Annotated in this window: 13 protein-coding genes and 1 pseudogene; 10 read left to right on the top strand and 4 right to left on the bottom strand. The window is 62.9% G+C overall.

Going from position 1 to position 19,846, the window contains the following annotated elements; genetic code table 11:
* Positions 1–195 precede the first annotated feature (195 nt).
* A pseudogene (locus ACWA13_RS09790) lies at positions 196–2,222 on the bottom strand (M3 family metallopeptidase).
* Between the two features lie 127 nt (positions 2,223–2,349).
* Positions 2,350–5,025, bottom strand: a complete 2,676-nt coding sequence (gene asnB, locus ACWA13_RS09785; protein ID WP_463933644.1) for an asparagine synthase (glutamine-hydrolyzing) — start codon at positions 5,023–5,025, stop codon at positions 2,350–2,352.
* A gap of 106 nt (positions 5,026–5,131) precedes the next feature.
* Between asnB and pdxT the strand changes: the two genes are divergently transcribed.
* The 9 genes from pdxT (at position 5,132) to ACWA13_RS09740 (ending at position 14,931) form a co-directional block, all read left to right on the top strand.
* Positions 5,132–5,821: a pyridoxal 5'-phosphate synthase glutaminase subunit PdxT gene (pdxT, locus tag ACWA13_RS09780; protein ID WP_463933642.1), complete on the top strand. Its 690-nt coding sequence runs from the start codon at positions 5,132–5,134 to the stop codon at positions 5,819–5,821.
* 3 nt (positions 5,822–5,824) lie between these two features.
* Entirely contained in the window at positions 5,825–6,580 is a 756-nt protein-coding gene (locus ACWA13_RS09775; protein WP_463933640.1) for a YebC/PmpR family DNA-binding transcriptional regulator, read from the top strand.
* A 31-nt stretch (positions 6,581–6,611) separates the two neighbouring features.
* Entirely contained in the window at positions 6,612–7,190 is a 579-nt protein-coding gene (gene ruvC / locus ACWA13_RS09770; protein ID WP_463933639.1) for a crossover junction endodeoxyribonuclease RuvC, read from the top strand.
* A gap of 90 nt (positions 7,191–7,280) precedes the next feature.
* Complete coding sequence (gene ruvA / locus ACWA13_RS09765) at positions 7,281–7,925, top strand: Holliday junction branch migration protein RuvA (protein ID WP_463933637.1); 645 nt, start codon at positions 7,281–7,283, stop codon at positions 7,923–7,925.
* Complete coding sequence (gene ruvB, locus ACWA13_RS09760; protein WP_463933635.1) at positions 7,918–9,003, top strand: Holliday junction branch migration DNA helicase RuvB; 1,086 nt, start codon at positions 7,918–7,920, stop codon at positions 9,001–9,003. The genes ruvA and ruvB overlap by 8 nt, the downstream gene beginning before the upstream one ends.
* A gap of 170 nt (positions 9,004–9,173) precedes the next feature.
* The gene (gene yajC / locus ACWA13_RS09755) at positions 9,174–9,578 is read left to right on the top strand and encodes a preprotein translocase subunit YajC (protein WP_463937898.1); all 405 of its coding nucleotides are present in this window, start codon (positions 9,174–9,176) and stop codon (positions 9,576–9,578) included.
* Between the two features lie 46 nt (positions 9,579–9,624).
* On the top strand, positions 9,625–11,379 hold the full coding sequence (secD, locus tag ACWA13_RS09750; RefSeq protein ID WP_463933633.1) for a protein translocase subunit SecD: 1,755 nt from the start codon (positions 9,625–9,627) through the stop codon (positions 11,377–11,379).
* Positions 11,380–12,396, top strand: coding sequence for a protein translocase subunit SecF (gene secF / locus ACWA13_RS09745; protein WP_463933632.1), 1,017 nt, complete (start codon positions 11,380–11,382; stop codon positions 12,394–12,396).
* A gap of 144 nt (positions 12,397–12,540) precedes the next feature.
* Entirely contained in the window at positions 12,541–14,931 is a 2,391-nt protein-coding gene (locus tag ACWA13_RS09740; protein WP_463933630.1) for a RelA/SpoT family protein, read from the top strand.
* A gap of 714 nt (positions 14,932–15,645) precedes the next feature.
* Here ACWA13_RS09740 and ACWA13_RS09735 read toward each other — a convergent pair.
* Positions 15,646–17,235, bottom strand: a complete 1,590-nt coding sequence (locus tag ACWA13_RS09735; protein ID WP_463933629.1) for a DUF349 domain-containing protein — start codon at positions 17,233–17,235, stop codon at positions 15,646–15,648.
* Between the two features lie 70 nt (positions 17,236–17,305).
* Positions 17,306–18,124 carry a peptidylprolyl isomerase gene (locus ACWA13_RS09730; protein ID WP_463933627.1) on the bottom strand — a complete coding sequence of 273 codons (819 nt, stop codon included), beginning with the start codon at positions 18,122–18,124 and terminating at the stop codon, positions 17,306–17,308.
* Positions 18,125–18,396: 272 nt separating this feature from the next.
* Here ACWA13_RS09730 and hisS point away from each other — a divergent pair, with 272 nt between their 5' ends.
* On the top strand, positions 18,397–19,740 hold the full coding sequence (hisS, locus tag ACWA13_RS09725) for a histidine--tRNA ligase (RefSeq protein ID WP_463933625.1): 1,344 nt from the start codon (positions 18,397–18,399) through the stop codon (positions 19,738–19,740).
* The last annotated feature ends 106 nt before the right edge of the window (positions 19,741–19,846 follow it).

The raw sequence follows: 19,846 nt of genomic DNA, 5'->3' as shown, positions 1-19,846 counted from the left end.
GACGGCGTCATCCTGTGCGTGCTATTCCCCGCGCTCTGTTGGCAGCTAACGCTGTGGGCAGGGCGCGGGGCCCCTTTTATGCACGCTGCCGGATGACGCTGTCCATCGCCTTGCGCACTTTAACCGCGACGGCGGCGAGTCACCTGTTCTGGTGACTCGCCGCCGTCGTTGGTGGTTGAGCTTGTCGAAACCCCGTTATTCCAGGCCGCGGCGTTTCAGCAGTGGCTCCAGTTGGGCTTTGCGGCCCCGGAAGGCGCGGAAGGATTCGAGCGGATCGCGGCTGTTGCCCCTGGACAGCAGCTCGGTGCGGAAGTGCTCGCCGTTGGCGCGGGTCAGGCCGCCGTTTTCCTTGAACCATTCAACGCTGTCGGCATCCAGCACCTCACTCCAGATGTAGGAGTAGTAGCCGGCCGAGTAGCCGTCGCCAGCGAAGATGTGTTGAAAATAGCCCGTGCGGTAGCGCGGCGGGATCAGGGCGTGGGCCACGCCGGCCGCCGCCAGCGCCTTCGATTCAAAGGCCACGGCGTCTTCGGGGATCTCGTCCGCCGCAAGGACATGCCAGGCGAGGTCAAGCAACGCGGCCCCAAGGTACTCGGTTGTCCCGAAGCCTTCGCCCCACAGCTGCGACGCTGCCAACCGGTCGATGCTTTCCCGGGGGAGTGTTTCGGCGCTCTGGTAGTGGCGGGCGTAGTTTTCCAAAACTTCCGGCCACATGATCCACATTTCGTTGACCTGGGACGGGTATTCCACAAAGTCACGTGGCACTGCCGTTCCGGAGAACCGCGGATAGGTGACTTTGGAGAGCAGTCCGTGGAGCGCGTGACCGAACTCATGGAATATGGTGCGCACCTCGTCCAGGGTCAACAGCGTGGCCTCACCCGCCGGTGGCTTGGAAATGTTGAGGGTGTTGATCACCACGGGACTGGTGTCCAGGAGGGTTGACTGGTCCACCAACGAGTTCATCCAGGCGCCGCCGCGCTTGGTCTCCCGCGTGTAGTAATCGCCCAGGAAAAGCCCCAGGCCCGTGCCATCACTATCAAACACCTCCCAGACCCGGACGTCAGGGTGGTAGCCCGTAAGGTCTCCGCGCTCACGGAACGTAAGGCCGAAGAGCCGATTTGCGGCAAAAACACTCCGTCCTTTAGAACCCTTTCGAGCTCAAAGTACGGCCTCAGCGCCTGTTCATCGACGGCAAAGCGTTCACGACGCACCTTGGCTGAGTAGAACGCCCAATCCCATGCTTCGAGGGGATGCCCGGCGGCCTCCCCCAAAGCTGCTGCTTCGGCGTCGGCATTCCTGACCGCAGGCGCCACCAAGCGGTGCAACATGGCCTGTACAGTGGCGAAGTCGGGTGCGGTCTGGCGTTCCACGACCAGTTCCGCGTAGTTTGCGAATCCTAACAGCGCGGCCTTTTCGGCGCGGAGCCCGGCCAATGAACTCGCCAGTTTCCTGACATCAAAAGGGCCGCCGTCACTGCCTCGGGCGATGGAGGTGTTGTAAAGGCGCTGCCGGAGTCCGCGGTTCTCCAGCGCGGCCAGGGCCGGCTGGTTGCTGGGCTGGATAAGCGTCAGGAGGTACTTGCCATGGTGCCCGGAGGCACTCGCGGCTTCCGCGGCGCTGGCTATGTCATCTGCGGGCAGGCCGGCCAGTTCGGCGGCATCATCAACCAGAACGCCGGCGGCCTTCATGGCCTCCTTGGTACGCTGGCCGAACTCCGTGCCCAGCCGGGATAGCTCGGCGTTGAGCTGCCTGAGTTTTTCCTGCCCTGCCGGGTCCAGTTGAATTCCGGACTGGTGGAATTCACGAAGGTATTCGGCCACCAGGCGGTGGGATTCGGCATCCAGGCCGGAGGTGTCGATGGCCGCAAACCGTTCGTAGAGCGCACGGTTGAGGTAGATGGCGTCCTGATGCGCAGTAAGTTTGGGCATCACGTCCGTTTCAAGCCTCCGGATTCCTTCGGAGGCGTCCGCTGAAACCAGCGTGAAGAACGCGTTGGCGGTCCGCTCCAGGACCTTGCCGGAACGTTCCATGGCAACCGCGGTGTTCTCGAAATCAGCCGGCTCCGGATTGGATATGATCGCGTCAATATCGTCGAGCTGGTCCTGCAGACCGGCTTCCAGTGCCTCGGCATAGTGGCCTTCCTCAATCCGGGCGAAAGGCGGCAACTGATAGGGCAGGCTGCTGGGAGCAAGCAGCGGATTGATGCTGGGAGTGTTCGTCATGAACCAACACTTTCATGGCCGCGCAGCCTGGTATTGCCCGGTATTGCCTGTTAAAAGAAACCGGGTAGCAGTAACTGCCGTTTTGAAGCCTCAAAAGCGGCAGTTACTGCTACCCGGTTGGGGCAAATCAGGCCTGCTTGAACACGATGGACATCGGGGTGGCCTGCGCGCCCTGACCCTGTGGGTTGTCCTTGAAGATGGCCTGCACGGTTTCCTTGGCCAGGCCGGTGTCGTGGCCCATCGCCACGACACCGAGGTCGTTGGCGTCCATGATGGCCGTGCCGGCAAACGTCGCGGCATATTCGGCCGGCACCGTCTTGCGGACGAGCTCGCTGATCCGCCGCGCCACAGCTTCCGGGTCCTTCGGTGCCAGCTTCACGGAGTTGGCAGAGGAGCCCAAGCTGTAGGGGGTGGCACCATCGATGGCGTTGATGTTGTTTCCCACCACGTCGTAAAATACGCCGCTCTTGCCCCGTAGCTTGCCCACTACGCTCGCGGCGGCGGCCTTGGCGATCAGCGGCAGGCCTACCTCGTTGATGGCGATCTGCATGGACCACGGGCTGCCCAGCCCGATCCCGGCAGGGGTCCGCATCACAAACTTGCTGAGCACGCGGGCGACGGGGGAGACCTTGATCTCCCATACCGGGAAGGACCGGCCTTGGGTAATCGCGACGATCTTTTCGCTCACCAGGAGGTACCAGGGGGTGCCGGCGACGGCCGTCCGGGTTTCGTCATCGGCTGCGGGAAGGCCGTCGAAGAACCGCTTGACGTAGCCAGCCACCTCCGGATCAAGTTCCGTTTCCCGGGTGAAGACGCCTGTCTGGATGGGGTAGCGGCGGAACGTTTCGCCGCCTGCCTCTGCCGGCACGGTGATGTCCAGCTGCTTGCCCGGGTTGGCCTCGTAGTCTCTCTTGTTGAGCTTCACGTCAGCCGGAGTTTCATTCCGGTCGATGAACTCCCGGAACCACAGCTCAACGTTGAGCAGGCGCCAGAAAACCATGGTGTCGGCGTCGTTCTTTCCGTTCAGGTATTCCTCGAACGCGGTCAGGACGGCCTCGCGGTTCCAGTACGGCCGCTCGGCGAAGGAGTTGGACATGAAGATCTGGTAGATCCGCTCCTTCATCAGCGCAAACCACTCGGCTTCCGGAGTGGTGAAGCCGATCTTGTTGCGGCGGTTGCTGATCTTTTCCGGCAGCAGGCCACGGGTGGCGTCCCGCAGGATGCGCTTGTTCCAGCCGCCCTTGATGATGGATTCGTCGGAGAGGCTGAAGAGGAACTTGACCACTTCCTTGTCCAGGAACGGTACGCGGCCTTCCAGGGAGAAGCGCATGGTGTTCTTGTCCTCGTAGCGCAGCAGCGAGGGCAGGGACTTGTGGAAGAGGTCATCAATCAGCCGAAGCTTCATGTTGTCCGGGATGTTGCTGAACTTCTCGCCGCGGTGGGTCCCGGCGAAGTCCTTCTTCAGCAGCGAGGCCATGGTGACGGTCTTCCTGGCCGTCAGCTTGGAACGCAGCCGGAAGCGGCCCAGCCGGTAGAAGATATCCAGCGACTGGCCTGCCTCACGCAGCAGGGTGCTGTAATCACCCTTGGCCTTGAGCTGGCGCAGGTAGGCGAAGTAGTAAGGGATGTAGCCGGCCATCATCTCGTCAGCACCCTGGCCGTCAAGCAGCACCGTGACGTGCTTGGACGCTTCCTTCATCACGCAGTACTGCGCGTAGGGGCCCGAAGAGATAATAGGCTCCTCCATGGTGCGGACGAAGTCTTCCAGGTCCTCCGCGAAGCCCTCCGGGGTGGGGAGGATTTTGTGGGACTCGATGTTGCCGCTGCACGTGGCGATGGCGGCGTCTGCGTAGTGTTCCTCGTCGTTGATCGAGTTCGGGAAAACTGCGCTGAAGGTGTTCTGCTTCGTGCCCAGGGATTCGGTGGCAGCGGCGTTTTCCTGCATCAATTTGTTGATGGTGACCACGACGGCGGACGAGTCCAGGCCGCCGGACAACGCCGAACCAACAGGGACTTCAGACTGGAGACGGAGCCGGACCGCTTCGGTGAAACGCTGCCGGTACTCTTCGGTCACCTCAGGCGTATACGGCCGGTTGACGCTGGAGAGTTCCTCCAGTTCCTCACGCAGCCGGGTGAAGGCGGAGATGCTGTATTGCCCGGTGGCGTTGTCGATTTCCATCATTTCGCCGGGCAGCAGCTTGAAGACGCCGTCAAAGAAGGTCTCGGCTGAGTCGTCGTGGATGCGGTACTGCAGGTAGCGGTACAGAATGCGCTCGTTCGGCTTGCGGTCGATTTTTCCGCTTTCCAGCAGCGGCCGGATCTCAGAGGCGAACATGATTTTGGGGGCTTCGCTGGTGCCGGCATTGGCCCAGTAGAGCGGCTTTATGCCGAAGTGGTCGCGGGCCAGGACCAGGACGTCGCGTTTCCTGTCCAAAATGGCGAAGCCGAACATGCCATTGAACCGGTCAAAGGCGGCGGTGCCCCACTCTTCGTAGGACTGCAGCACGACCTCGGTGTCCGACTGGGTCCGGAACGTACGTCCCAGGGCTTCGAGCTCGGCACGCAGGTCGAGGTAGTTGTAGACCTCGCCGTTGTACACCAGGACGGTGGCAGCATCAGAGCTGATCATCGGTTCCTGGCCGTGCGCGACGTCGATGATGGACAGCCGGCGGTGGGCCAGTCCGGTATTGCCTTCGGTGAAGTAGCCCTCGCCGTCCGGGCCGCGGTGCTCAATGCACGCATTCATTGCCTTCAGCAGGACTTCGTCTTCTCCAAAACCGTGGTATCCGGCGATTCCGCACATACTGCTACCTCTTCAATCGTCTTTCGAGTCCCGGTCAATACTACTTGGGATGTACTGCCGACGGCCCCTGATGCAGCCCTAGCGCCTGTGCCCCTAGACTGTCACAGTGCAGAATCAGCAAGCTTCCTCCCCGATTGTGGGCGTCCTGGCCCTGCAGGGGGACGTCCGTGAACACCTCCACGCCATCGAATCCGTCGGGGCACGAGCAGTAGGAATCCGCCGCCCGTCAGAACTCGACGCCGTCGACGGCCTGGTGATTCCCGGCGGTGAATCCACCACCATGGACAAACTGGCCCGCATGTTTGAACTTGCCGATCCCATCCGGAACCGGATCGCGGACGGCATGCCGGTGTACGGTTCGTGCGCTGGAATGATCCTGCTTGCCAACGACATCGCCGATCCCGCCAAGGACCTCAAGGGCAACCCGCAGCAGACGTTCGGTGGCCTGGACATCACTGTACGGCGCAACGCCTTCGGCCGGCAGCGCGAGTCTTTCGAAACCAGCCTGGACTTCAAGGGCCTGGACTTCAGTGCGGGGGAGACCGGCGTGGAGCCTGTGCATGCAGTATTCATCCGCGCGCCCTGGGTGGAACGAGTGGGGCCCGGTGTCGAAATCCTGGCCCAGGTGGAACCTGCGGATCCCGGGCACGCGTCCCACGCGGCCGCACTGCCGGGGACCGCTAGAATTGTTGCAGTGCGTTCGGGCCAGTTGCTGGCCACCTCCTTCCATCCGGAAGTGACTGGGGAGAAACGCGTACACGAACTTTTTATCCGAATGATCAGAGGAGAAGCGTAAAGCATGTCAGGCCACTCCAAATGGGCGACGACCAAGCACAAGAAGGCCATCCTCGATAGCCGTCGTGCCAAGTCGTTCGCCAAGCTGATCAAGAACATCGAAGTAGCCGCACGCATGGGTGGCCCCGACCTTGCCGGCAACCCCAGCCTGGAACTCGCTGTCACCAAGGCCAAGAAGACTTCCGTTCCCGCAGACAACATCGACCGCGCCATCAAGCGCGGTGCCGGGCTGACCGGCGAAGTGGTTGACTACACCGAAATCATGTACGAGGCACGCGGCCCGCAGGGTTCGGCACTGCTGGTTGAATGTCTGACGGACAACAAGAACCGCGCCGCCTCCGAGGTCCGGCTGGCAATCTCGCGCAACGGCGGCACGATCGCCGATCCCGGTTCCGTCAGCTACCTCTTCACCCGCAAGGGCGTCGTCAACCTGCCCAAGAACGGACTCAGCGAGGACGACATTCTGATGGCAGTCCTCGACGCCGGGGCGGAAGAAGTCAAGGACAACGGCGACAACTGGGAAATTCACTCGGAGCCCACGGACCTCCCCGCCATTCGCGAGGCGCTCACCGCGGCCGGAATTGAGTACGAGACCGACGAAGTCGAGTTCGTGCCGTCCATGCAGGTAGAGCTCGACGTTGATGGCGCCCGCAAGTTCCTCAAGCTCGCTGATGCGCTTGAAGAGCTCGACGACGTCCAGAACGTCTACAGCAACGCCGACCTCAGCAATGACGTCCAGGCAGCCCTGGAAGCTGAGTGAGCCGCTCCACTTTTCAGGCCGAGGCCCGGAATTGACTCTCAGGGTATTGGGGGTTGATCCGGGCCTCACCCGTTGCGGCATCGGCGTGGTGGATGTGGAACGCAACCGGCGGGCAACCCTGGTGGCCGTCGGCGTCGTCGGCACCTCGCCGGACAAGTCCCTGGACCAGCGGCTTTTGGTCATTGCCGAGTCGATCGATGAGTGGCTGGACCGCTACGAACCGGAAGTACTCGCCGTCGAACGCGTCTTTTCGCAGTTGAACGTCAGCACGGTCATGGGTGTTGCCCAGGCCTCCGGGGTAGTGATCGCCGCGGCGGCACGGCGCGGTATCCCGGTGGCGCTGCATACGCCATCGGAGGTAAAAGCGGCCGTCACCGGCAGCGGCTCGTCCAACAAGGAAGCGGTCACCAAGCTGGTGACCAAGATCCTTCGCCTGGACACCCCGCCCCGCCCGGCGGACGCCGCCGACGCCCTCGCCCTGGCAATTACACATGCCTGGCGTGCGGGCAGTGGTGCTGCTGTTGCCACCACCGGGCCCGGGAGCCAATCGCTGACCCCTGCGCAGCGTGCCTGGGCAGACGCGGAAGCCAAGGCGCGCCGCGGACGATGATTGGGCGGAACTCCAGCTGACGCTTGCTAGGGTATTCGTAGATATGTTCGGATAGCCGGTGCGTGCCGGCAGTACAGCAGGAGCGCGGCTTTGATCAGTTTCCTTCGCGGCACAGTGGCGCATGTGGGTTTGTCCTCCGCAGTGATCGACCTCAACGGCGCAGGGATGAGCGTGCATGCCACCCCGCAGACGCTGAGCCGCCTGAAGACAGGGGAGGAGGGCAAACTCTTCACCACCCTGATCGTCCGTGAAGACTCGCTGACCCTCTTCGGCTTCGCTACCGATGATGAACGGGAAGTCTTCGATGTACTGCTCAGCGTGAGCGGGGTCGGACCGCGTCTGGCCCTCGCCGTCCTGGCTGTCCACGAACCCGAGGCCATCAGGGTGGCCGCCCACACCGGAGACACCAAGGTGTTCACCAAGGTCCCCGGTATTGGACCAAAAGTTGCAGGCCGGCTTGTCCTTGAACTTGCCGGCAAGCTGGTGCCGCATGGCACGGCCGTGGCATCGCCGGCCGCCACAGTTACGGAGCTGGTGTGGAAGCCTCAGGTGATGGCCGCCATGACCAGCCTCGGCTGGTCTGAGAAGGATGCTTCGTCCAGCATCGACAAGTCCCTTGCTGACAGCCCGGAAATAGCCGACCGCGGCAACGTGGCGGAAATCCTCCGTGCAACGCTCCGTTGGCTTGGCCAGGACGGAGCCCGCACCGGGGCGAGGGCGGGAAGCCGTGGCTGAACCTTCCATTGTTGCCGGTTCCGAGGAGCCGGAGGAAAGGGCCATCGAGGCCGCGCTGCGCCCACGGAACCTGGACGATTTTGTTGGCCAGCACCGTGTTCGCAAGCAGTTGTCACTGGTCCTGCAGGCATCGCGGATGCGCGGACGCAGCGCAGACCATGTGCTCTTCTCCGGTCCCCCCGGCCTTGGCAAGACCACCCTTGCCATGATCGTCGCTGCTGAAATGAACGCCCCGCTGCGCATCAGCAGTGGTCCGGCGATCCAGCATGCCGGGGACCTTGCTGCCATCCTGTCTTCGCTGTCCGACGGCGAGGTGCTGTTCCTGGACGAGATCCACCGGATGTCGCGGCCCGCCGAGGAAATGCTCTACATGGCCATGGAGGACTTCCGGGTGGACATCGTGGTGGGCAAGGGCGCAGGCGCTACCGCCATCCCGCTTGACCTGCCACCATTCACGCTGGTCGGCGCCACCACCAGGGCCGGGCTGCTGCCGGGACCGCTGCGCGACCGGTTCGGCTTCACCGGCCATCTCGAGTTCTATTCGGTCCCGGAATTGGAGCTCGTGCTTCGGCGCTCCGCCGGCCTCCTTGACCTCAAGGTCAATTCGGCCGGATTCAGTGAGATTGCCGGCCGGTCGCGGGGCACACCGCGTATCGCCAACCGGCTCCTACGCCGCGTCCGTGACTGGGCGCTGGTGCACGGCGTGGAGCAGATCGATGCCCGCACCGCTTCTGCCGCCCTCGATATGTACGAGGTGGACAAACGCGGCCTGGACCGGCTGGACCGGGCGGTCTTGGAAGCTTTGATTATAAAATTCGGCGGCGGGCCGGTAGGCCTGTCCACCCTGGCCATCGCAGTGGGCGAGGAGACCGAAACCGTTGAGACTGTCGCGGAGCCGTTCCTTGTCCGGGAAGGCCTGCTGGGACGCACTCCGCGGGGCCGGATCGCGATGGCTCCGGCGTGGACCCACCTCGGACTGGCAGTCCCCGCCGGAGCCTTCGGCCAGGGGACGCTGGATGTTTTCGCCCCGGAAGAAGATGACGAAGCCGCCGGGGATTGGTCCCCAAACGGTCACTAGCAGCCTTCTGACATGTTTTCCCTTTAGACTGGGATGACGCGCGACACGTTCGGGCCATGTTCCTGTGTGTACTGCCCGGGACGGGCCGGACGGTGCCGTACTACCAGCCGTACACCCCAGCTATGTAACGCAGCTATGAAACCCAGAATGGAACTATCCCTGTGGATCCAATGACAATCCTGCTGTTCTTGATGCTCGGAGTCTTCATCTTCATGATGTTCCGGAAGAACAAGAAGACCCAGCAGGCGCAGGCAGAACTGCAGTCCAAATTTGCTCCGGGCGTAGAAGTAATGACCAGCTTCGGACTCTTCGGCCGCATCGTGTCCATCAATGAAGAGGACAACAAGGTCGAGCTGGAACTGTCCCCGGGCAACGTGGCCACTGTCCACCGCCAGGCTGTCACCAAGGTAGTTGAAACCGTTGAAACGCCTGTTGACGAGTCCGTCGAACAGCCGGAAGCTCCCGCCGTCCCGAACGACGCCTCCTCGCTGACTACGGACCATGCCACTGCCGAGGGTGAAACCCCGGAGGAGACCCTGAGGCGCCTCAACAATGAAGGCAAAAAGGACAACTAGCCCGGGTTTGTCCTGCGCTTTCGGAAGGTTATGAGGAAGATCACCCATGGCACGTAGTGGCCCCAAACATTCAGGCATCCGGGTACTGGTCTGGCTCGGCGTTGTACTCGCCGTCCTGACCGCGGTCTTGGCTGGCGGCACCCTTGCAGGCCAGGCGAGCTGGGCGCCCAAGCTGGCGCTGGACCTTGAAGGCGGCACCCAGATGATTCTGGCGCCAAAGGTCGACGGCGGCTCGGACATCACTGAGGAACAGCTCGACCAGGCGGTGGCCATCATCCGCCAGCGCGTGGATGGTTCCGGTGTTGCCGAAGCGGAAATCAGCACCCAGTCAGGCCGCAACGTCGTGGTGAGCCTTCCCGGCACGCCGACCTCCGCAACCCGTGCCCTCATCCAGGCATCCGCGGACATGGACTTCCGGCCGGTATTGCTTGCCGGTCCCGGCGCTCCGGTTCCGGCCGAGCAGCGGGCACCGGAGGACCAGCTCCCGAAGCCAACGGCGGAACCCGCCAACGGCAGCGACATTAACTGGGTCACTCCTGAGGTCTACCGGGAATTCGAGGCGCTGGATTGCAACAATCCAGCGCAGGACCAGCAGGAGCGTTCGGATCCAGCGGCGCCGCTGGTGACCTGCGAGCCGGCCACTGCGGACACTCCTGGCATGAAGTACATTTTGGGACCCGTGGAGGTGGAAGGCAGCAACATCGTCGATTCCAGCTTCCAGCTCACCCAGGGAGCCCAGGGGGCCGTGACCAACATTTGGGGCGTCCGCATTGAGTTCGACGCGGACGGCACCCAGAAGTTCAAGACGGTCACTGAAAGACTGCACCAGTTTTACCTCGCCGCGGGCGGGGAGACAGGGGCTGACCCCAAGTCGCAGTTCGCCATCGTGCTCGATGACCAGGTCATCTCGGCTCCCCGTGCCCAGGCAGTCATCACGGACGGCCGCCCGGAGATCACCGGAAACTTCACCGAGGCATCGGCCAAGGCGCTGTCTGACCAGCTGAAATTCGGTGCCTTGCCCATCAGCTTCGAAATCCAGAGCGAGCAGCAGATCTCCGCGACCCTGGGTGGTGAGCAGCTGCGCATGGGCTTGCTGGCCGGGATCATCGGCCTGTTGCTGGTGGTGGTGTACTCGCTGTTCCAGTACCGCGCCCTGGGGCTGGTGACCATCGCTTCGCTGGTAGTGGCAGGAGTTCTCACCTATCTGGCTATCGCGATCCTGGGCTGGACTGAAAACTATCGGCTCTCGCTGGCAGGTGTTGCCGGCCTGATTGTCGCCATTGGGCAAACTGCCGACTCGTTCATCGTGTACTTCGAACGGATCAGGGACGAGTTGCGGGAAGGCCGCGGGCTGGTTTCCGCTGTCGAGAACGGCTGGAAGCGAGCCAAGCGCACGGTCCTTGCTTCCAAAGCCGTCAACCTGCTGGCCGCCCTGGTGCTGTACTTCGTGGCCGTCGGCAACGTCCGTGGCTTCGCATTCACACTCGGCCTGACCGCCATCGCTGACCTAATCGTGGTCTTTATGTTCACACATCCCACGCTGCGCCTTTTGGCAAGGACCAAGTTCTTCGGCGAGGGCCACAAGTTCTCGGGGCTGGACCCCGCCCGTCTCGGAGCCGTGCCGCTGTACCGTGGCGCCGGCCGGGTCCGTACGCCGGAAGACAGGTCGGTTGTTCGTGCAAGGAACACCGGTGCAGCCGCGGAAGCAGAACGCCGCATGACCATCGCAGAACGCCGGCTCGCCGAGAAGCAGGAACAACTCGCCGGTTCCTCCAAGAGCACCTCGAAGGAGGGCCAGTAAATGACTACCACCTTCGCCAATTTCGGTAACGAGCTTTACACCGGCAAGCGCTCCTACGATTTCGTCGACACCAAAAAGTTGTGGTTCATCATCGCGGCTGTTGCGGTGGTCCTTTCCATCCTGCTTCCCATCGCCAAGGGCGGGTTCAACCTCGGTATCGAATTCCGGGGTGGTTCTGAGTTCACGGTCTCGAACGTCCAGGCCACTGATCCGGCCCTCGGCGAACAGGCAGTCGAGGAAGTTGTTCCAGGCAGCATTCCCCGTGTCGCCAACGTAGCCGGTACCACCATGCGCATCCAGACGGACAAGCTCACCGATGACGAGACACTGCGGATCAAAGAGTCCCTGACCACTGCTTACGGTGTCACTGACGATGAGGTGACATCTACTTTCATTGGACCGACCTGGGGAGCGGATGTCACCAAGCAGGCACTGATCGGCCTGGTGGTGTTTGTCGTGCTGGCGTCGCTGTTGATGGCGTTGTACTTCCGGACATGGAAGATGTCGCTCTCCGCTATCACCGGCATGGCCGTAACCATGTTCATCACTGCCGGTGTTTACGCACTCAGCGACTTCGAAGTGACCCCTTCGGCGATCATTGGTTTCCTGACGGTCCTGAGCTACTCGCTCTATGACACCGTGGTGGTCTTCGACAAGATCCGGGAGAACACCGCGGAGATCAGCCGTTCGACCCGCCGGACCTTTGCCGAGGAAGTAAACCTTGCCGTGAACCAGACGTTGGTGCGTTCGATCAACACCATGATGGTGGCCATCCTTCCCGTTGGTGCCATCCTGTTCATCGGCGCCGGACTCCTCGGTGCCGGAACGCTTCGCGACCTGTCACTGGCACTCTTCGTGGGTATCCTGATCGGCACCGCCGCAACTATTTTCATCGCGGCGCCCATGTATGCCTGGCTGCGCCAGGGCGAGCCTGACCTCGTCAAGCAGGCCAAGCGTGTGGAACACCGCCGGCGCGAAGAGACCCTGAAGCAGTCTGGCCAGCCGGAAATGGCCTAGGGCCTCCGCCTTCCAGTTATCAACGGGCCGGGCAGCGTCGGGGAACCGGCGTTGCCCGGCCCGTTGGCATATCCGCCCCGGTTATCAAAGTCTCCGCAGGCAGGAATAGACTGGGGTCAGTAAATGCTCGTGAGGGGTGCTTCATTGGAAGAACGTTCGGCGTCGGCGCCAGTGTCAAAGGGGGACAGCACTGCCGTGCCCGGGACCGGGACGGGAGTTGCCGCACCCGGCAGGACGGCGCAGGGACCGGTGGAGAATTCCGGCGCCCGCCCAACGTTTCCCGGACGACGGGAGCGCACCCGTTCACGCCTGGCACGGCTGACCGGGCGGGGTGCCGCCACCTATTCACCCATTCTGGAACCGTTGCTGCGTACGGTCCGCGCCAACAATCCCAAAGAAGACTTTGACCTGATCCAGCGGGCTTTCGAGGTAGCTGAGAAAAGCCACCGGGGGCAGAAGCGCAAGAGCGGCGATCCTTACATCACGCACCCGGTAGCCGTGGCTACGATCCTCGCCGAGCTTGGCCTCAGCGGCACCACGCTGGCGGCTGCGCTGTTGCACGACACTGTGGAGGACACGGCCTACACACTGGAAAACCTGAAGGCTGATTTCGGTCCTGAGGTGGCCATGCTGGTGGATGGCGTCACCAAGCTGGATAAGGTGAGCTTCGGTGAAGCCGCACAGTCCGAGACCGTCCGCAAGATGGTCGTGGCCATGGCCAAGGACATCAGGGTCCTGATGATCAAACTGGCCGACAGACTGCATAATGCGCGTACCTGGCGTTTTGTCTCAGCGGAGTCATCGGCAAGGAAGGCGCGCGAGACGCTGGAGATCTTCGCGCCACTGGCCCACCGGCTTGGCATGAATACCATCAAATGGGAGCTGGAGGACCTGTCCTTCGCGGCCCTGTACCCCAAGGTGTACGAGGAAATCGTCCGGATGGTGGGCGACCGCACTCCGGAGCGTGAGAAGTCCCTGAGCGTCATCCGGGACCAGATCGCCGATGACCTGCGTACCGCCCGGATCAAGGCGACCATTACCGGACGCCCCAAGCATTATTACTCGATCTACCAGAAGATGGTGGTCCGGGACAAAGACTTCGACGACATCAACGACCTCATGGGTGTCCGGGTGCTCGTGGACTCGGTGCGTGACTGTTATGCGGCGCTGGGAACCATGCATTCGAGGTGGAACCCGCTGCCGGGCAGGTTCAAGGACTACATCGCGATGCCAAAGTTCAACATGTATCAGTCGCTGCACACTACAGTGATCGGCCCTGGCGGCAAGCCGGTGGAGATCCAGATCCGAACCCACGAGATGCACCGCAGGGCAGAGTACGGCGTTGCGGCCCACTGGAAGTACAAAGACCAGCCCAACCGGACGGCTGTAGCCCCCGGGAACAGCCGTGATGGCGACATGGGCTGGCTGCGGTCCCTGGTGGACTGGCAGCAGGAAACCTCGGATCCGGGGGAGTTCCTGGATTCGCTTCGTTTTGAGATCAATGCCCGCGAGGTCTTCGTCTTCACTCCCAAGGGCGAGGTCATGGCCCTGCCCGCAGGCTCCACCCCGGTGGACTTCGCCTACGCCGTGCACACCGAAGTTGGCCACCGGACCATCGGCGCCCGCGTAAACGGCAAGCTGGTCCCGCTCAACAGCGAACTGAACCACGGCGACTGGGTGGAGATCTTCACTTCGAAGGCCGAGGGCGCCGGCCCCAGCCAGGATTGGCAGCACTTCGTCAAGAGTGCCCGCGCCCGGAACAAGATCCGGCAATGGTTCAGCAAGGAACGCCGCGAGGAAGCCATCGACCGTGGCAAGGAATTGCTGACCCGCGCCATGCGCAAGCAGAATCTGCCCCTCCAACGCCTGATGACCCACGAAGCCTTGGCCGCCGTGGCCGAAGACCTCAAGTATGTGGACATCTCCGGGCTCTATGCGGGTGTCGGCGACGGCCACACCTCGGCGCAGTCTGTCATGGAGAAGCTGGTTGACCGCCTGGGCATTAACGACAGCCCTGATGACGAACTGAATGAAGTCAGCATCCCCACCCATGTGTCCAAGACCAAGTTTTCGGACTCCGGGGTGGTGGTCCGCGGCGTAGGTGACGTCTGGGTGAAGTTGGCCAGGTGCTGTACACCCGTCCCGCCGGACCCCATTCTTGGCTTTGTCACGCGCGGTTCGGGTGTCTCGGTGCACCGGACGGACTGCACCAACGTGTCGGACCTGAAGGACCAGCCGGACCGGATCGTGGACGTCGAATGGGCGCCTACCCAGTCCAGCGTGTTCCTGGTGGAAATCCAGGTGGAAGCGCTCGACAGGAAGTCGCTGTTGTCAGACGTGACCAGGGTGCTTTCCGAGAACCACGTGAACATCCTCGCCGCGAGCGTGCACACGTCAACTGACCGCGTGGCCATCTCGAGGTTTGCTTTCGAAATGGGCGACCCCAAGTACCTCCATCACGTGCTCAACGCCGTCCGCCGGATCGACGGCGTCTTCGATGTCTATAGAACCACTGGCAACAAGAGGCGCAGTTAGCAGGGCAAGCTTTTCCAGGGCGGCCCTTTTGTGGGGCAACCGTGGGGTGGCCTCGATGGCCAGCGTGAGCAACCTGAGCCGGACATCCTGTTGCGGCCTGGCCAGCAGTCCCCGCAATGCCGGTACTGCGCGCGTGGCATCCACGTGCAGGGCGATGTCCAACGCCGTGCGCAGCGGACTGGACACCATCAGGCCACCGATACTCACCACGTCAAATGGTCCAAGGCGGACCTCATGAAGGGTACACCCGCGGGTGGACCGCAGGCTGGAAATCCGGCGTTTGGAATCAACCAGGAGGGCGAGCCTGTCCGGTTCCGGCGAGCAGCCGTGGATCCAGGCAGCGGTCAACCGGCCGGCCACCACCCGTTGCCGGATCACCGGCGGCACCCCCAGTGCGGCCGAGCGGGCCCGCAGCTGCGGCGTTGCAGCGTGGCCCGGCGGCGCGTAGCCCCGCTGGTAGACCTGCTGCAGAACACCGTCCGTTGCCATGGCCTGGAGCTCGCTCCAGGTGAACAGCTGGCCGGGGGCGTACAGATCCATGAACTGCACTGCCGGCAGCGGTTCCCGGGCAGCTGAAGCCGGTGATGGGGAAGTCATTGCCATTCAGCAATCCTCCCGTGGACGGCAGGGACGGGACAGGCCCCGTGCCGGCTATGTGGATAACCGGCACGGGGCCTGCTCTATGCCGGACGGGAGCCCGGCGGTTGCCTGGACCTAGGAAAGTTCGCTGGCGGAACGCTGAAGCTGGTCCAACCAGGCCTCGCGGGCTTCCAGTGCTTCCTTGGCGGCCTTGGTCTTGCGCTGGTCGCCTGCCTTCTCCGCAGCTGCCAGGTCATCCTTCAGACCGGCAATAGCTGCCTCAAGCTGGGACAGTGCGCTGTTGGTCCGGGCCTTGGTCTCCGGGTTGGAGCGCTGCCACTTTTCGTCTTCAGCCTGACGGACCGCATCTTCGACGCGGCGTAGTCCGGCTTCGATCCGTCCCATGTCGGCGCGGGGTACCTTGCCGGCTTCTTCCCAACGATCCTGGATCGACTGCAGCTGCTTCTTGGCAGCGGCGATGTCCCTGACAGGCAGGATGGCATTGGCCTCCACCAGGAGTGCTTCCTTGACCGTCAGGTTGGCCGAATATTCCTGGTCGATTTCGTCATTGGCTGCCTGGCGCGCAGTGAAGAACGCGTCCTGGGCCGCCCGGAACCGGGACCAAAGGGCGTCGTCGTCCTTGCGGCTGGCGCGCGGTGACGCCTTCCATTCGTCCATCAGGCGCCGATACTCACCAGCGGCATATCCCCAGTCAGTCGATGTGGAGAGCGCCTCAGCCTCAGCGATGAGTTTTTCCTTCGCCGACTTTGCCGCGGCATTGTTGCTGTCCAGCTGTGAGAAGTAGGCCCGCCGGTGCCGGTCAAAGACCGTCCGCGCGGCACGGAACCGCTTCCAAAGTGCTTCTTCGTTGCTGCGGCCGAGCCGGATGCCGCTCTTCTGAGCCGTCTTCCAGGTTTCGAAGAGTTCGTTCATCCGTGCACTGGAGGTTTTCCACTGGACCTGGGCGGGATCAGCGCCGGCAATCGACTCCGCTTCGGCCACGATGGCCTCGCGGGCCTCGAGTTCTGCAGTCCGAATGGCTTCGTGCTCGGCCTTTTCACTGCGTTCCAGTTCAGCGATCTGGCCGCTCAGGGCGTCCAGGCGGGCTTCGGCGGACCGGATATCACCCACCATGTTCTTTTCGGCGAGCTGATCGCGCAGGTGATTGACAGTCTTCTGCATGTCCGCGCTGGGCGCTTTGGAGTTCACACGCTGTTCCAGGAGAACGATCTGGGCCAGGATGTCGTCGAATTTACGGGCAAAGTAGGCAAGAGCCTCATCATCGCTGACGCCGGGATACTGACCGGCAGGGTGCTCCTCGCCATCAATCCTGAGAAACACGTTGCCGTCGCCTTCGACACGGCCCCATTGTGCGGCTTCTGCCAGTGAAGTAGCAGAAAGCATCGGCGCCGGGGCCGCTGCTGGAGCAGCGGCAGCGGGCCTGGGCCGTGAGGCGAAAGCTGCGGGAGACGGGGCAGCCCGGTGCGGATTGGGTGCAGGAGCAGGAACAGCAGCAGGAGCCGCCGTCTCGGGTGCCTGGGTTTCCCCCGCTTCAGCGGCTGGCTCTTCAGCGGCCGCCGGTTCCTGGGCATCGGACGGTTCAGCCGCCGTCGTGTGTTCTTCAGCTGCTGCGGATGCTGCGCTTTCCGGAACAACGGGGGTCTCCACCGTAGTGTCCTGCTTGGCTTCTACTGCCGTTTCGTCGGATTTCTGACTGTCTGTCACCGCTAAAAATCTTTCGCTTGGAGGAAACTGCTTCCAACTGCCTGGGTACCGGCGCCCTGCTGGGCAGCCGTCACTCGTTCAGAGACAACGAGTCTATCGTGACTGCCTGCACCGGTGTGCCGTCGGTCTCGCTGTTCACGGGCGTGACGCCCGCTGCCGCGATTCCCGTGACGGTCTCGAGGCCCGAGGTGATCCTGCCCACCACTGTGTAGCCGCCCGCGGAATCAGCCGGGATGCGGGTGTCCTTGTAGACGATGAAGAACTGGGTGCCGTTGCCGTAGTCGTTGTTTCCGGTGCGCGCCACGGCGATAGTGCCTGCCGGGTACATGTCATCCGCCGGCGTGTTTTCCAGCGGGCCCCAGGTGTAATTGGGATCGCCGCCACCTTTGCCGTCCCCGGACCCGCACTGAAGTACCCCGAATTCGTCGGCGACGGTGAGCCGGTGGCAGCTCTTGCCGGTGTAGAACCCTTCGTCGCTCAGCGTCTTGAAGACGGCGGCCGCCTGGGGAGCGGCGGTGCCGTCCAGTTCCACGCCGAGCGGCGAGCCGTTCAGGACCAGTTCGCCCGTAAACGTCCTTCCGGCGGCGATATCCGCGGACGGGACGGTGGGACTGTTGGTTCCTTCCGATGCCGAAGGTGACGGACTGGCGGACGCCGACGGGCTGGTGAGCCCAGCCTCGGCCGCCGCGAATTCGTCTTCCGTAGGGTTTCCGGCAAAAACTGTCAGTTGGAGGACGACGGCGAGGACGACAGCGGCGGCTCCCGCACCGACGGTGATGAAGTTATCCCGCCTGCGACGCTGATCCTGGTCCCTGCGGAGTTCACGTTTCGCCTCCATCTGCTGGATGCGCCGTTTCGCATCGCGCGAGCTGCGTGGGCTGGCCGCCAAGGGTCCTCCTCTGGTTGGGCCACCGGCACGCCCGTGAGGGGCAAAGCCGGCGGTAGGTTCGAATGGCAGGCGCTGCTCCGGGCCGGAAGCCTGGCCAGGTCCTTGTCCCGCCTGTTGGAGGGCTGCCTGTTAGGGACTGCGGCGGCGAAAGCATAAACTGACTGCCGCACATAGTTTATGCATGACAAGCTGGGCAGCAGCGGTTCCTGAAGCGTTTCGGGCCGAATATTGGCAAAGTTCCAGCAGCCAACACCCTGAGGAGAAATTCCACCATGGCACGCACCGCCTCCCTGTCCGGATTCCCCGAGTGGCTTCCCGAGGAACGGTTGGTGGAGCAGCACGTGCTGGACACGCTGCGCCGGGTCTTTGAACTGCACGGCTTCGGTTCGATCGAGACGCGCGCAGTGGAAACCGTTGGCCAGCTTCTCCGCAAGGGCGACATTGACAAAGAGGTCTACGGCCTGAGCCGGCTGCAGGACGATGAAGGAAACAACGGCGCCGCCAGCCACGATCCCAACGCCCTGGCCCTGCACTTCGACCTCACAGTGCCCTTTGCCCGCTATGTGGTGGAAAACGCGGGTTACCTTGCGTTTCCCTTCCGCCGCTACCAGATCCAGAAGGTCTGGCGTGGTGAGCGCCCGCAGGAAGGCCGTGCCCGTGAATTCACCCAGGCGGATATCGATGTAGTGGGCGACGGCGAACTGCCGTTCCGCTACGACGTTGAAATTGCCCTGGTCATTGCAGAGGCCCTCAGCGCCTTGCCCATCCCGGAATTCCGGCTGCGCATCAACAACCGCAAACTGGCCGAAGGTTTCTACCGGGGTGTTGGGCTGGAAGATACTGCGGGAGTCCTCCGCAGCATCGACAAGCTGGAGAAAATCGGTGCAGCCAGGGTATCCGAGCTCCTCCGATCCGAATTGGGCGCCACCGCGGAACAGGCGGAACTTGCCCTTAAGCTGGCAAGCATCCGCACCGAAGACACCTCGTTCGTTGACCAGGTACGTGCTCTGGGTGTCACAGACCCGCTGCTCGAAGAGGGGTTGAGTGAGCTCGAACAGGTCATCGAAGCGGCCGTGCAGCGCGCCCCCGGCAAGGTAGTGGCAGACCTCAGCATCGCGCGCGGGTTGGATTACTACACCGGCACGGTGGTGGAGACCGTACTGGTCGGGCACGAACAGCTTGGTTCCATCTGCTCCGGCGGCCGCTATGACGCCCTGGCGTCCAAAGGCAACCGCAAGTTCCCGGGTGTGGGCCTGTCCATTGGCGTTACCCGGCTGGTGTCCAGGATCCTGAGCCAGGACCTCGCCAAGGCCTCGCGGTCGGTTCCCACGGCGGTGCTCGTGGCGCTGAACAACGACGACTCGTGGAGCGCCGCGCAGGACATCGCCGCAGGACTGCGTGGCCGAGGGATTGCCACCGAAGTTGCCGCCAAGGCGGAAAAGTTTGGGAAGCAGATCAAATTTGCTGACCGCCGCGGCATCCCGTTCGTCTGGTTCACGGACGACGACGGCAAGCACCAGGTCAAGGACATCCGCTCCGGTGAACAATCGGATGCTGACCCCTCAACCTGGATGCCGCCGTCAGAAGACCTGACAGTCCAGGTCGTGACGAACTAACTGCCGCTGCGCACCTGCCTTCAGGGTTTTGCTCGCCCTGGAACGGCGCGTAAGGCTTGACGACGGCGGCGCGTGAGGCTTGACGACGGCGGCACGCCACTTCCCA

It is taken from the genome of Pseudarthrobacter sp. TRD_SC_9, from assembly GCF_055361265.1.
The sequence above is the reverse complement of the archived record's forward strand: the minus strand, read 5'-3'. Positions and strand labels throughout refer to the sequence as shown.